This window comes from Microbulbifer sp. YPW1 (assembly GCF_013367775.1).
GTDB lineage: Bacteria > Pseudomonadota > Gammaproteobacteria > Pseudomonadales > Cellvibrionaceae > Microbulbifer.
The window spans coordinates 2,649,059-2,662,526 of record NZ_CP055157.1 but is presented as its reverse complement, the minus strand read 5'-3'; the positions used below and the strand labels follow the sequence as shown (position 1 = coordinate 2,662,526).

The window sequence follows — 13,468 nt, the reverse complement described above, 5'->3', positions numbered from 1 at the left end:
GTCTCACAGGGACACGTATAGTGTTAGCGGTAGGCAAACCGGCAGGCGCAGTAGAGAATATGACCGAGATCCTTACAACATTCAGCCGACCCTGGAACCGCTGCTGGCAGCGACTTTGCCGGGGTGCCACCGGCGTAGCCGCCGGACTGCTGCTTGGCGCCAGTCCTATCGCGGCCACGGCCCAGGACGACCATCATATCCAGCTGCCGCAGCTGGGGGACACCAGCAGCGGGCTGGTATCCCGCGCGCGGGAAAATGAGCTGGGCGAAATGTGGCTGCGCATGTTCCGCAGTCAGGTGCGCACTTCCAGCGATGCACTGCTGCAGCAGTATGTGGAAAACTCCCTCAAGTCCCTCGCCGAATACAGCCCCCTGGAAGACAAGAACCTCGATGTTGTGGTGGTCAACAATGACACCATGAACGCCTTTGCGGTGCCCGGCGGCGTGGTCGGTGTGCACACGGGCCTGTTCCTGTTTGCCGAGAACGAGGATCAATTTTCCTCGGTCCTCGCCCACGAACTCGCCCACTTGAGCCAGCGTCACTACGCCCGCTCCCTGGAAGCCCAGCGCAACAGCACCATCCCGACCCTGGCCGGCATGCTCGGCGCGCTGGTACTCGCCGCCACCGCCGGTGGCGATGCGGGTATTGCAGCGATGACTGCCACCCAGGCCGCCGCCCTCGACAACCAGCTGCGCTTCTCCCGCCAGAATGAGCAGGAAGCAGACCGGGTGGGCATCGAGACCCTGGCCAAGGCCGGCATGAACCCACAGGCCGCCGGTGAGATGTTTGAGCAGATGCTCAAGGCCACCCGCTACTACCGCCGCCCACCGGAGTTCCTGCTTACCCACCCGGTGACCGAAAAGCGGATAGCGGATGCCAAGCTGCGCGCCAATCGCATGGAGAAGATCCCCCTGCGCGACAGCCGCGAATACCACCTGATGCGCGCGCGTATCCGGGTAAATGCGGAGGCCACGCCACAACAGGCGGTGAAGCGTTTCCAGGCGGAGCTGCGCGGCATCAATGACAACGAGGATGCGGCGCGCTACGGCCTGGCCCTGGCCCAGACCTCCGCCGGCAAACCGGACACGGCGCTGGATACCCTGCAGCCGCTTCTGGACAAGGACCCGGACAAGGATGCATTTATCCTCGCGCGCGCGGATATCGATCTGGTGCGCCAGGATTACAACAGCGCGACCAAGCGGCTGCAACGGGCGGTGGACAAGAGCCCGAAAAACCACGCGCTGATCATGGGTCTGGCCAATGCGCACTTCAAGGCGGGCAATTACCTGGCCGCCGAGCGCATCCTGAAGAAGCACAGCCGGGTACGCCGCAAGGATCCTGCAGTGTGGTACCTGCTCGCGGAAACCCACGGCCTGGCCGGGGACATTGTCGGTGTGCACGAGGCGCGCGCGGAGTACTACATCCTGAACGGAGTATTTGACAAGGCACTCCAGCACCTGCGCCACGGGGTGCGTCTGGCCAAGAATGACTACCAGACCCACGCCATTCTGGAGCAGCGCATGAAGGATGTGATCAAGATGCAGGAGAAAGCGAAGGAGCTTTAAGCAAGCTATTCAGAAAGTGGTTTTAATCCTGCCCGGTGGCGGTAAACCGCCGGGAATTTGTTTTCGAAACCGCTGTAGATACATCCCTGTACGCTGCGTCGGCGACGTCCCTGTCGCCGACGCTTTCGAAAACGAATTCCCGTCACTTCACCTTCAATTCATCGCACTTACTGCGAAAGCCATCAATCCAACGGCTTGCGGAAATCCAGCATCCGCTGCAGGGGCATCATGGCGCGCTTGCCGAGCTCCGGATCTACCAAGATCTCATTGTCGCCCCGCTCCAGGACCCCGCACAGGTTCTCCAGCGAGTTCATCGCCATCCACGGACAGTTGGCGCAGCTGCGACAGGTAGCGCCGGAACCGGCGGTCGGAGCAACGATCAGCTCTTTGTCCGGGCACTGCTGCTGCATCTTGTAGAAGATGCCCTGGTCTGTTGCCACGATAAACTGCTTGTTGGGGCGGGTTTTGGCCGCATTGATGATCTGGGAGGTGGAACCCACCACATCCGCCAGCTCCACAACCGCCGCCGGCGATTCAGGGTGTACCAGCACCAGCGCGTCCGGATACAGCGCCTTCAGATCCGCCACACCTTTGGCCTTGAACTCCTCGTGCACGATACAGGCACCGTCCCAAAGCAGTACATCCGCCCCGGTCTGCTTCTGTACGTAGCTGCCCAGGTGCTTGTCCGGCGCCCACAGGATTTTCTCTCCCTGGGAATCCAGGTAATCCACCACATCCAGCGCGATACTGGAAGTCACCACCCAGTCCGCACGGGCTTTTACCGCCGCCGAGGTATTGGCATACACCACCACCGTGCGATCGGAGTGCTGGTCACAGAACGCAGAAAATTCTTCGATGGGACAGCCCAGATCCAGGGAGCAGGTCGCCTCGAGCGTCGGCATCAGCACACGCTTGTTGGGCGTGAGGATCTTGGCGGTTTCCCCCATGAACTTCACACCGGCGACAATCAGGGTATCCGCCTGATGCTGGGCGCCGAAGCGGGCCATTTCCAGGGAATCGGACACGCAACCACCGGTTTCTTCCGCCAGCTGCTGAATCAGCGGGTCGGTGTAGTAATGGGCTACCAGCACCGCATTCTGCTCTTTCAACAGGCGCTTGATGCGCTCGCGCCAGAGGTTCAGCTCCTCTTCGCTGTACTGGTGCATAGCGGGATGCGCCAGATGATCCTGGATAAAGTCGCGCGCATCGATGGCGTTGGGCGCCGGGCTGGTGGCAATTTTTTCGCTGCTGTCTGTCATGAGTCTCTGATACTGCCGGAAAAAGGCGGCATTATACCGATTCGGGACAAATTCGCCGATTTTCAGGCCCATGGGTGGGTCACAAAAGGAATATTAACGTCGCAAAGCGCCCGGGCCGAAAAGCCGGAAGAAATAGTTCTAGGGGAATCTTGAGGAAATGGTGGGTCGTGCTGGATTCGAACCAGCGACCAATTGGTTAAAAGCCAACTGCTCTACCAACTGAGCTAACGACCCTTAAGATTGCCTGGGACTTTATGACGATCAAACATCATTTGGTCCTGGCTAACTACTTGTATAACCCGACTTGCGGCGAGTTTTTTTAGTGGTTCCCGGCTCGATTGGAACAATCGGAAAGCCGGCAACAGGAGGGAAGATGGTGGGTCGTGCTGGATTCGAACCAGCGACCAATTGGTTAAAAGCCAACTGCTCTACCAACTGAGCTAACGACCCTTGACCCCTCAACCTGAGGAGCTGCGTATCTTACGGATCTAATCCGAAAACACAAGACCCGATTACAAAAAAATTTCCAACAAATATAAGGGGTTAGGAGCCCCCACCTGAGACCTTGAAAAACCTCAGGCGTACACGGTCGGATCCGCCAGTCCCGCCTCGGCAAAGCCGGCTGCGCGCAGGCGGCAGCTGTCGCAACGGCCGCATGCGGCGCCATTGGTCTGGGCTTGGTAGCAGCTGACCGTCAGGCTGTAATCCACACCCAGCTCGGTACCGCGCTTTACGATATCGGCCTTGCTCATTTTCATCAGCGGTGCGTGGATGGAGAGCTTGTTGCCCTCGACCCCGGCGCGGGTGGCCAGGTTGGCCATCTTCTCGAATGCCTCGATATATTCCGGGCGACAATCCGGGTAACCAGAGTAGTCAACCGCATTCACACCCACAAAAATATCCTGCGCGCCGAGTACTTCGGCCCAACCCAGGGCGATGGACAGGAAAACAGTGTTGCGCGCTGGCACATAAGTGACCGGAATGCCGGAAGTCTCCTCTTCCGGCACATCGATACTGTCATCGGTCAGCGCCGAGCCACCGATGACCCGCAGGTCCAGTTTGACCACCTTGTGCTCGCGGGCGTCCAGATCGGCTGCCACCCGCTGCGCAGCCATCAGCTCTGCACTGCTGCGCTGACCGTAGTCGAACCCGAGGGCATAGCACTGGTAGCCCTCATTGCGCGCCATCGCCAGAACGGTGGCCGAATCGAGACCACCGGACAGTAAAACTACCGCTTTTTTATCAACCATTTTTCACCCCGCTCTCAATTCGAATTCGCTTGCCGCACATGGACTGACCGGTATCCATCAAACGCCGGGAATGTCCCCCCACAGCAGTTTGTGCAGCTGCATCTGCATACGCACCGGCAGGCCGTCTTCCAGAATCCACTCCGCCAGCTGCCGCGCCGGCAGCTGTTCGTAACTGGGAGAGAAAAGCACTTCGCCCACCCGATCGACAAGCTGGTACTGGTCCAGGGTAAACCTGGCCCACTCGTAATCCGCACGGTCACAGATAACAAACTTGATCTGGTCGTTGGCGCCCAGCAACGGAATATTCTCCATACGGTTGCGCGCCTGTTCACCAGAGGCCGGGGTCTTCAGGTCGACGACCCGCGATACCCGCGTATCCACCGCGTCTACCGGCATGGCGCCACTGGTTTCCAGAGATACCCGGTAACCGGCGTCACACAGCGCCTGCAACAGCGGCAGGCAATTGGGCTGCGCAAGCGGCTCGCCACCGGTCACACACACATGGCGCGCCGGATAACTCTGCACCTTCTGCAAAATCTCCGCCAGCGTCATGCGCTCGCCACCATAAAAAGCGTACTCTGAATCGCAATAGGTACAGCGCAGCGGGCAGCCCGTCAGGCGCACAAACACCGTAGGCAGCCCGGAATCCCGCGCCTCTCCCTGCAGGGAATAGAAAAGTTCACTGATCCGGAGGGACTCTTCAGTCAAGTCGACTGCCGGTGGCTGTGTGTGTATCTCGCCCATAATTCGCTGTTGCTGATGCTCTCGGCCGCTACGGCGCAGTGCCAGAGCCCCGCGCCACAAATAAAAACGCCCGGGAGGCCAATGCCACCCGGGCGCGGGATCATAGAGTTTTTTTGGTCACAAAACCAGCACCCCGGCAACGCAGCCCTCAGGCTGCACGCGCAGAGAAACCCAGCCAATTCCTTACTGGAAGTTCTCCTGCAGGTACTGTTTTGCCAGTCCGGAGGCGCGCGCATCGCTTGCAGCGACCTGCTCTAGCAACTCTTTGGCCTTGGCATCGTCACCCAGCTGATGATAAACGGTACCGAGCTTGTAGCGACCATCCCAGACCTTGCTGGAGTTGGGGTAACCATCCAGCAATGCCACAAACCAGGTGCGGGCTTCTTCCACATTACCCTGAACCAGCGCAATCTCACCAAGCCAGTAGTTGGCATTGGGGGCGTACTGGCCATTGGGGTAATCGTCCAGCAGGCTCTTGAACGCCTTGCTGGCTCCGGCGTAATCACCGCTGCGGGCGAGACCGAAGCTCGCCTGATAGCGATCCCGCTCGCTCTCACTGGCGACCGGCGCGCTGTCGCTGCCATTGGCAGCCGGCTGCCGGGTACCCGGAGCAATACTACCGGCATCACCGCTGTCTGGTGCGTCGCTCGCTGGGGTGTCGCCAGTCAGCTTGGAAATACGGCGATCGAGGTCCATGTAATCTTCGGTGCGCTGCTGCCGCAACCGCTTGACCTCGTGCTTCAACTCTTCCACCGCTCCACGCAGTTCCTGTACTTCCTGCTGCAATACCTGCATCTGGTAGTAGGCTTCGGCCTGCGGATTCGCCTGCAGGCGCCCGGCCGAGGCTTCGGTCCGGCTGGCCAACTGTGGATAACTGGGCGGGGGCGGGGTTGCACTCCCCTGGTTAACACTGCCACTACCGGACAGGTCGACAACCGGGGCCTGCGCTAAAACGGGCGAAGCCGCAGCCATAAAGGCTGCGGCTACCGCGATACTTCTAATCAAAAAAGACAATTGTCTACTTCCAGATTAGTTGATTACCACGCGACGGTTCATTGCACGGGCGCTCTCGCTGGAGCCTTCCTGAGCAGGACGCTCTTCACCGTAGCTGATCACTTCCAGGTTTGCAGCGTTCACGCCTTGCAGTACCAGGAAATCGCGAACGGCGTTGGCACGACGCTCACCCAGAGCCAGGTTGTATTCACGGGTGCCCAGTTCGTCAGCGTGACCTTCCAGACGTACGGTGCCGGTGGTAGCGGCGCGCATACGATCCGCGTGCTTGATCAGCAGCTCACGGGTAGAAGGCTTCAGCAGGCTCTGGTCGAAGTCGAAGTAAACGACGTTGTCCAGAGGAACTGCAACTTCCTGTACCGGAGTTTCTTCAACTACCGGGGGAGGAGTGGTGTCGACCATGGCATTGCCAGTGTCTTCGGTATCGGTGCTGGAACAACCAGCCATTACTGCCAGTACGCAAGCCAGGCCAAGGCCGGTTTTTACTGATTTGAACATAAACAACTCCGCTTTAGTGTTATCGAAAAATCCTGTAAGACTTCCAAACCCAGTATTAAATCAGGGTTCGACTTTTTCTTATTTGTTTGATCTCACACATCGCGCAATTAAATGTGATTGCGCGAGGTACTGCATCAATCAAAGTAAGGCGACCACGCCGGCTCGCGGACATCTCCCTGCTGAGAAGGCAGGCTGTATTTCACCCCGGCATCCAGCGACACCGCAGCTAGAATACCCTTGCTCCCCCGCTTGGTGGCGTACATCAGCATCGCGCCGTTGGGCGCAATGCTTGGGGATTCGTCCAGGCGCGTCTCCGTAAGAACACGCATTCTGCCGGAAACGATATCCATCGTAGCGATGGTAAACACCCCCCTGCTACGATGCACCATTACCAGCGTTTTGCCATCGGGGGAAACCCGCGGACGCGCGTTGTAGTCGCCATCGAAGGTTAAGCGGTCGACTTGACCCGTGGCAAGAGTCAATTGGTAAATTTGTGGCTTACCTCCCCTATCGGAAGTGAAAACCAGTGATTTGCCATCCGGCATCCAGTTCGGCTCGGTATCGATGGAGAAGTGGCGGGTCATCCGGGTGAACCTGCCGGTAGCCAAGTCAAGGACATAGATCTCAGGATTGCCATCTTTAGACAGCACCATGGCGAGCTTGGAACCATCCGGAGACCAGGTAGGCGAGCTGTTCAGCCCCTTGAAGTTGGTCAGCTGCTGGCGCGCACCGGTGCGCAGGTTCTCGCGAAAGATCGCCGGACGACCTGTCTCAAATGACACATAGGCCACTTCCTGACCATTCGGCGACCAGCTCGGGGACATCACCGGCGCACTGAAACGACGGATCTGGCGGGCGCGAGCGCCGTCGATATCCGACAGCATCAGCGCATAGCTGGGCTGACCGCCGCGCTGGGTTTCCTGTACGTACACCATCTGGGTGCCGAAAGCGCCGCGGATACCGGTGATGGCCTCAAAAATTTCATCTGCCGCCCGGTGTGCGATATCCCGCAGCTGCTGCGCGCCCCCGGTGACCTGCTTGGTAAACACCTTGCGCTGACCGAAGATGTTCACCAGGTCAAAGCTCAGCAGATAACCACTCGCCTGCGGCTGCATCCGACCGGTCACCACATATTCGGCACCCAGTATCCGCCAATCCCGAAAGCTCACCTCTTCCGGGGTTTTAGGGAACGAGAGCATGTCAGCACGGGGGATCGGCGCGATCAGGCCGCTGCGACGCAGATCGGCAGATACAATTTCGGCCACATCTTCCGGGAGCACTCCGCTGCCGGACCAGTCAAATGGCACTACCGCTACCGGCGTAGGGTTGTCGGTACCGTCGTCAATTTCAACTACTAACTGTGCCTGAGCGGAAACCGCCAGCACACAGCCAAGCAGTGTGGCAAAGAGAAGTGAGACTGTTTTTTTCATCATTGGCGCAGGCCTTCGACTCTGAATATCAGTTTGGTGGTTCTAATCTGGCGTTCGAACAGGGATGGCTCCTCACGGGCAACATCGGCCACTTCGGGGAATACCTCTACCTTCTTGACCGCGGTTAACACGGATCGATCCACAGCAGCGTTGCCACTACCCTTGGTGATAGTGGAGGCCACAACACGGCCAGTGGGCACGAAATTGATCTGCACCTCCACCACCATGCCATTGCGCGCGCTTGGCGGCCGGCTCCAGACCTGCACTATGCGCTGGCGAATCGCCTGAGCAACAGACATGACCGCGGCGGAATCGTCGCTGGCTTCCTGCAGCTCCTCTTCATCTTCCAGCGCCTCCTCGAAAGCACTCTGGCGCTCCTGCTCAAGCTGCTCCTTGCGCTCTTTCTCCTTGCGCTCTTTCTCCTTGCGCTCTTTTTCCTTGCGGGCTTTTTCTTCCGCCTCGCGCTTCTTCCTGGCCTCTTCGGCCTTGCGCTTCTTGGCGGCGTCTTCTTTCTTTTTGCGCTCGGCCGCAGCCTTGCGCTTCTTCGCCTCTGCGGCCTCGCGGCGCTGGCGCTCCAGCTCCTGCTGGCGGCGCTTCTCTCGCAGATCTACCTTGGGCGGTGCTTTGGGCTTGTCGGATTTGGACTCCAACTGCACCAGTTTGGCCTGTACAAACTTCGGCATGGGCTTGAGCTCACGCTTGTGTTCGGCCTCCCAGCCAAAGGTCAGCACCGCGATCAAAGCCGCGTGTAATGCCACACTGATAACGATAGCCGGGCCGTAGGAGCCTTTCATAGTTGCCTCTTGCCCCGGATCACTCTGACGGCGGCTCGGTGACCAGCCCAACACTGGGCGCACCGGCCTGCTGCAGGTGGGTCATGGCGCCGACGATCAGGCCGTACTTGGCATCGGTATCCCCCCACACCAGCACCGGCGTTTTCGGCTTCTGGCGCAGCACCTTGGCCACGGTTTCCTTGATTTCCTTGAGGGGCTTGGCAGCCTTTTCATCGTCACCAAGGTTCAGGTAATAGGTGCCATCCGCGCGCACGGAGATGATCAGCGGTTCATCGTCGGTATCGTCAATGGGAGCCGAAGGCGCATCGGGCAGATCCACCTTCACCCCTTGCATCAACAGCGGCGCGGTCACCATAAATACAATCAGCAGCACCAGCATCACGTCGATGTAGGGCACCACGTTGATCTCGGAGACCAGTTTGCGCTTGGTCGCTTTGCGAAAGTTACTCATGGCTTCGCTCTCGGCGCCTTAGCTGGCGGCGTGCACTTTGCGGTGGAGAATGGAGGAGAACTCCTCGGCGAAGGTCTCGTAGCTGGACAGCAGCCACTCGGCCCTGGCGGAATAGCGGTTGTAAGCCATTACCGCGGGGATGGCGGCAAACAGGCCCATGGCCGTGGCCACCAGGGCCTCGGAGATGCCCGGGGCTACAGTAGCAATGGTCGCCTGATGCATGGTTGCGAGGCCGCGGAAGGAGTTCATGATCCCCCACACGGTACCAAACAGCCCGATATAGGGGCTCACGGAGCCGACGGTGGCGAGAAACGGCAGATTCATCTCTACCTTCTCCTGCTCCCGGGACATGGCCACACGCATGGCGCGCTCAGTGCCCTCCATCACCGCCGCCGGGCTGCTTTTGCCCTGCTGGCGAAGACGGGTGAATTCGGTAAAGCCGGCGCGGAACAGGGATTCCACCCCGTCGATCTTGCCCTTCTCTGCTGCGGCGTTGCCGTCGCGGAACAGCTGGTTCAGGTCTGCGCCAGACCAGAATTTGCGCTCGAAGTTGATCAGGGACCTGCGCGCCCGCGACAGGTAGGTGCCGCGCTGGATGATCATTACCCAGGAAATCACCGAGGCCAGCAGGAGCATCAGCATCACCAACTGCACCAACAGACTGGCGCTGGAAATCAGGCCCCACAGGGAAAGTTGTTCACCGGCATTCATGTTATCGACTCACTGCCTTCAATGCTTGATAAATGGTTTCAGGTAATGCGCAGGGTTTGCGGCTGGCATCGTCCACGCAGGCGACTTTGACCACACCCTCACAAATAATTTCATTGCCGCGCCAGATTTTCTGCTCGAAAGTAACCGCGGCTCGCCCAAGCTTGCCAATGGCGGCGGAAGCTTGCAGCTGATCGTCCAGTATTGCAGACCGCCGATACTGAACCTCAGCTGAATGCACCACCAGCAACAACCCCTGCTGCGGTATGGCGGGCTTATCATAGCCGAGAGAACGGACCAATTCTGTGCGCGCCCGCTCCATATACTTTAAATAATTGACGTAATAGACGATTCCGCCAGCGTCCGTATCCTCGATATAGACGCGAATGGGAATGGAGAAAGGTTCTGACACACACCGTCCTTAAATTGCCGACCGCGAACGCGTTTTTGTTGTAAAAGCGGTTTGGGGCGCGCCGGCGCGATTTCGAGACCGCGGACCGGCGACGACGGGATATGCTACAGGATCGTGAACGCTTCGTCAGGTGCGGTCCGGCTTGGGAATACCGAAATGCGCGTAGGCCAGCGCGGTCACTACCCGCCCGCGCGGAGTGCGTGCAAGATAGCCCTGCTGGATCAGGTAGGGCTCCAGCACGTCCTCAATGGTATCCCGCTCCTCACTTACCGCGGCGGCCAGGCTGTCGACGCCGACCGGACCGCCATCGAATTTCTCGATCATGGTCAGCAGCACACGGCGATCGAGCTGGTCGAAGCCGCTGGCATCCACATTCAGCATGTTGAGCGCACTGTCGGCGGTCTGCGTACAGACGTGACCATTGCCCTTCACTTCCGCATAGTCCCGCACCCGGCGCAGCAGGCGGTTGGCAATACGCGGTGTACCGCGGGCGCGGCGTGCGACCTCGTGGGCCCCGCCCTGGTCCATTTCCACGCCCATCAACCGGGCGGAGCGGGCGACAATGCTGGTCAGGTCCTCGACATTGTAAAACTCCAGACGCTGCACAATGCCGAAGCGATCGCGCAGGGGCGAAGTGAGAAGACCGGCGCGCGTGGTCGCACCCACCAGGGTGAACGGCGGCAGATCGAGCTTGATGGAGCGCGCTGCCGGCCCTTCACCGATCATGATATCGAGCTGGTAATCCTCCATCGCCGGGTACAGCACCTCTTCCACATGGGGGCTAAGGCGGTGGATTTCGTCGATAAATAGCACATCCCCGGGCTCAAGATTGGTCATGATGGCGGCGAGATCGCCGGCTTTTTCCAGCACCGGGCCGGAGGTGGTCTTGATCGCCACGCCCATTTCCGCGGCAATAATATTGGCCAGCGTGGTCTTGCCCAGGCCCGGCGGGCCGAACACCAGGGTGTGGTCCAGCGCTTCTTTGCGCAGCTTCGCCGCCTGGATAAAGATTTCCATCTGCTCCCGCACCACCGGCTGGCCGACATAGTCGGACAGGGTTTTCGGGCGCACGGCGCGGTCGTACTGCTCTTCCTGCCCGGAGGGGCCGATGGGTTCGGGGGCGATTAGGCGGTCAGCTTCAATCACTGGAGAATCTCAATTCTTTATGCGGGCGCCATGCTTTTGAGGGCGAGGCGAATCAGGGTGGCGCTGTCGGCTTCCGGCTGCTCTTTGGCAGCCCGTGCGACCATTTTGGTGGCATCCGTGGGCTTGTAACCCAGCGCGGCAAGCGCGCTTTCCGCCTCACCGGCGTGGTCGATTACCGGCTCGGCATTGGTGGACATCAGCGGGATGTCGCCAAGATCACCGGTTTGCGGGGTGAGCTTGCCGCGCAATTCAATGATCAGGCGCTCGGCGGTTTTCTTGCCAACGCCGGGCACTTTCACCAGTGCGCCCACGTTGTCATCGGCAACACAACGAGCCAGCGCGGCGCCATCGAGGCCGGACAGGATCGCCAGCGCCATTTTCGGGCCAACGCCGTTCACCTTGATCAGGGTCCGAAACAGCTGACGGTCGGATTCCCGGATAAAGCCAAACAGCTGCTGGGAGGTTTCCGATACCGCCAAATGGGTATGCAGCTGCACGCTGCCACCCAACTGGGGCAGCTCAAAGATAGTGGTCATGGGGGCCAGGACTTCGTAGCCCACACCCTGCACGTCCACCAGCAACTGCGGCGGCTGGATAGCAGCCAGGGTGCCTGTCAGTCTTCCTATCATTCTTGTTCCAGTTGTTGTTTATTTAGGGCTTTATCCAAAGCCCTGTGTTACTGCCATTCAATTACCGTAGCGATACGGTCACTGCACTTGCGCCCGGAAATGATCAGGTCACACTCAAGCGCCCACGCCGGAATCGGGCGCGGCTTCCTGCCGAGGACTGAATCAGGGTCTGCATGGTGTGCATATGGCAAAGGGCCACAGCCAGCGCATCCGCAGCATCTTCCTGGGGTGAAGCGGGCAATTTCAGCAGGGTTTTGACCATATGCTGCACCTGCAGCTTGTCCGCAGCGCCGTTACCCACCACCGCCTGCTTGACCTTGCGCGCCTCGTACTCCGCTACCGGCAAGTCCGCGTGGGTGCCAGCAACAATCGCCGCGCCACGCGCCTGCCCGAGCTTGAGCGCGGAGCCTGCACTCTTCGCCATGAACACATTTTCGATGGCCATCTGGTGTGGCTGGTACTGCTGGGCGATCTGGCTCACCGCATCGAAAATCAGCTTCAGGCGCTCCGGCAAAGGGCCATCGGGCAACTTGATTACCCCGCTGGCCACGTAACGCGCACTGGAGCGCTCGATATCAATCACGCCGTAACCAGTCTTGCGCGAGCCGGGATCAATCCCCAGAATTCGGGTCACGGCAGCCAGCCCCCTGTACATTTATACAATTGTTGCGGGAAGTGTCCCAAGGCCGCGACGGGGCGTCAAGGGTGACCGCAAGTTACGCAGCGAAAGTGAGCCGCGGGCAGAAACAAAAATGCCCCGACAAGCGGGGCATTTTCAGATCGAGGGTGAAAACCGTCAGCCGAGCTCGGCCATCACCTCTTCCGGGATATCCGCGTTGGTGTACACATTCTGCACATCATCGAGATCTTCCAGCATATCCACCAGCGCCAGCACCTTCTCGGCGCCATCTTTATCCAGCGGAATCGTGGTCGACGGAATCATCGCGATTTCAGCATTGTCTGGCTTGAAGCCCGCCTCGGTCAGCGCATCCTTTACCGACATGTAGTCGGTAAATTCGGTGGTGACCTCAATGCTGCCATCATCGTTGGTTTCGACATCCTCGGCACCAGCCTCCAGCACTACTTCCATCAGCGCATCTTCATCCGCACCCGGCTCGTAGTACATCTGGCCCTTGCGGGAGAAGAGGTAGGCGACGGAGCCGTCGGTACCCAGGTTGCCGCCGCGCTTGGTAAAGGCGTGGCGCACTTCTGCCACGGTGCGATTGCGATTGTCGGTCAGGCACTCCACCAGCACCGCCACACCGCCAACACCGTACCCTTCATAGGTAACCGCTTCGTAGTTGTCACCGTCCGCATTGCCTGCGCCGCGGGCGATGGCCTTGTCGATGGTGTCGCGCTTCATGTTGGCCCCAAGGGCCTTGTCGATGGTGGCGCGCAGGGTCGGGTTGTCTTCCGGGTTAGGGCCAGACTTCGCGGCAACGGTCAGCTCGCGAATGATCTTGGTGAAAATTTTGCCCCGTTTGGCGTCCTGGGCTGCTTTGCGGTGCTTGATGTTGGCCCATTTACTGTGTCCCGCCATCTAAATCTCTCCGGTATTGCTCCGTTTGTGA

The 13,468-nt window shown here is 59.5% G+C and carries 15 protein-coding genes and 2 tRNA genes; 1 reads left to right on the top strand and 16 read right to left on the bottom strand.

What is annotated here, in order from left to right; genetic code table 11:
- Positions 1–59 precede the first annotated feature (59 nt).
- Positions 60–1,565: a M48 family metalloprotease gene (locus HUW35_RS10945; RefSeq protein ID WP_255463237.1), complete on the top strand. Its 1,506-nt coding sequence runs from the start codon at positions 60–62 to the stop codon at positions 1,563–1,565.
- Positions 1,566–1,747: 182 nt separating this feature from the next.
- On the opposite strand, the gene nadA is transcribed toward HUW35_RS10945, so the two are convergent.
- From nadA to HUW35_RS10865, 16 genes are all read right to left on the bottom strand, one after another.
- Positions 1,748–2,824, bottom strand: a complete 1,077-nt coding sequence (nadA, locus tag HUW35_RS10940) for a quinolinate synthase NadA (protein ID WP_181252374.1) — start codon at positions 2,822–2,824, stop codon at positions 1,748–1,750.
- 158 nt (positions 2,825–2,982) lie between these two features.
- Positions 2,983–3,058 (bottom strand) — tRNA-Lys (locus HUW35_RS10935).
- Between the two features lie 140 nt (positions 3,059–3,198).
- Positions 3,199–3,274, bottom strand: a tRNA-Lys gene (locus HUW35_RS10930).
- Between the two features lie 125 nt (positions 3,275–3,399).
- Positions 3,400–4,074: a 7-cyano-7-deazaguanine synthase QueC gene (gene queC, locus HUW35_RS10925; RefSeq protein WP_181252373.1), complete on the bottom strand. Its 675-nt coding sequence runs from the start codon at positions 4,072–4,074 to the stop codon at positions 3,400–3,402.
- Positions 4,075–4,131: 57 nt separating this feature from the next.
- On the bottom strand, positions 4,132–4,818 hold the full coding sequence (gene queE, locus HUW35_RS10920) for a 7-carboxy-7-deazaguanine synthase QueE (RefSeq protein ID WP_181252372.1): 687 nt from the start codon (positions 4,816–4,818) through the stop codon (positions 4,132–4,134).
- 183 nt (positions 4,819–5,001) lie between these two features.
- A complete protein-coding gene (gene ybgF / locus HUW35_RS10915) occupies positions 5,002–5,832 on the bottom strand; it encodes a tol-pal system protein YbgF (protein WP_255463236.1) in 831 nt (276 codons plus the stop codon).
- Positions 5,833–5,847: 15 nt separating this feature from the next.
- The gene (gene pal / locus HUW35_RS10910; RefSeq protein ID WP_078083311.1) at positions 5,848–6,327 is read right to left on the bottom strand and encodes a peptidoglycan-associated lipoprotein Pal; all 480 of its coding nucleotides are present in this window, start codon (positions 6,325–6,327) and stop codon (positions 5,848–5,850) included.
- Between the two features lie 134 nt (positions 6,328–6,461).
- The gene (tolB, locus tag HUW35_RS10905; RefSeq protein WP_370464618.1) at positions 6,462–7,757 is read right to left on the bottom strand and encodes a Tol-Pal system beta propeller repeat protein TolB; all 1,296 of its coding nucleotides are present in this window, start codon (positions 7,755–7,757) and stop codon (positions 6,462–6,464) included.
- Entirely contained in the window at positions 7,757–8,551 is a 795-nt protein-coding gene (gene tolA, locus HUW35_RS10900; RefSeq protein ID WP_181252370.1) for a cell envelope integrity protein TolA, read from the bottom strand. Before tolA ends, tolB begins: the two co-directional genes overlap by 1 nt.
- Before the next feature lie 19 nt (positions 8,552–8,570).
- Positions 8,571–9,002: a protein TolR gene (gene tolR / locus HUW35_RS10895; RefSeq protein WP_181252369.1), complete on the bottom strand. Its 432-nt coding sequence runs from the start codon at positions 9,000–9,002 to the stop codon at positions 8,571–8,573.
- Positions 9,003–9,020: 18 nt separating this feature from the next.
- Positions 9,021–9,713: a protein TolQ gene (tolQ, locus tag HUW35_RS10890; RefSeq protein WP_181252368.1), complete on the bottom strand. Its 693-nt coding sequence runs from the start codon at positions 9,711–9,713 to the stop codon at positions 9,021–9,023.
- A 1-nt stretch (position 9,714) separates the two neighbouring features.
- The gene (ybgC, locus tag HUW35_RS10885) at positions 9,715–10,122 is read right to left on the bottom strand and encodes a tol-pal system-associated acyl-CoA thioesterase (RefSeq protein WP_181252367.1); all 408 of its coding nucleotides are present in this window, start codon (positions 10,120–10,122) and stop codon (positions 9,715–9,717) included.
- Between the two features lie 126 nt (positions 10,123–10,248).
- Positions 10,249–11,268, bottom strand: coding sequence for a Holliday junction branch migration DNA helicase RuvB (gene ruvB / locus HUW35_RS10880; protein WP_181252366.1), 1,020 nt, complete (start codon positions 11,266–11,268; stop codon positions 10,249–10,251).
- 17 nt (positions 11,269–11,285) lie between these two features.
- Positions 11,286–11,897, bottom strand: a complete 612-nt coding sequence (gene ruvA, locus HUW35_RS10875) for a Holliday junction branch migration protein RuvA (RefSeq protein WP_181252365.1) — start codon at positions 11,895–11,897, stop codon at positions 11,286–11,288.
- Positions 11,898–12,000: 103 nt separating this feature from the next.
- Complete coding sequence (gene ruvC / locus HUW35_RS10870; protein ID WP_181252364.1) at positions 12,001–12,531, bottom strand: crossover junction endodeoxyribonuclease RuvC; 531 nt, start codon at positions 12,529–12,531, stop codon at positions 12,001–12,003.
- Positions 12,532–12,693: 162 nt separating this feature from the next.
- Positions 12,694–13,437, bottom strand: coding sequence for a YebC/PmpR family DNA-binding transcriptional regulator (locus tag HUW35_RS10865; protein ID WP_181252363.1), 744 nt, complete (start codon positions 13,435–13,437; stop codon positions 12,694–12,696).
- Positions 13,438–13,468 lie beyond the last annotated feature (31 nt).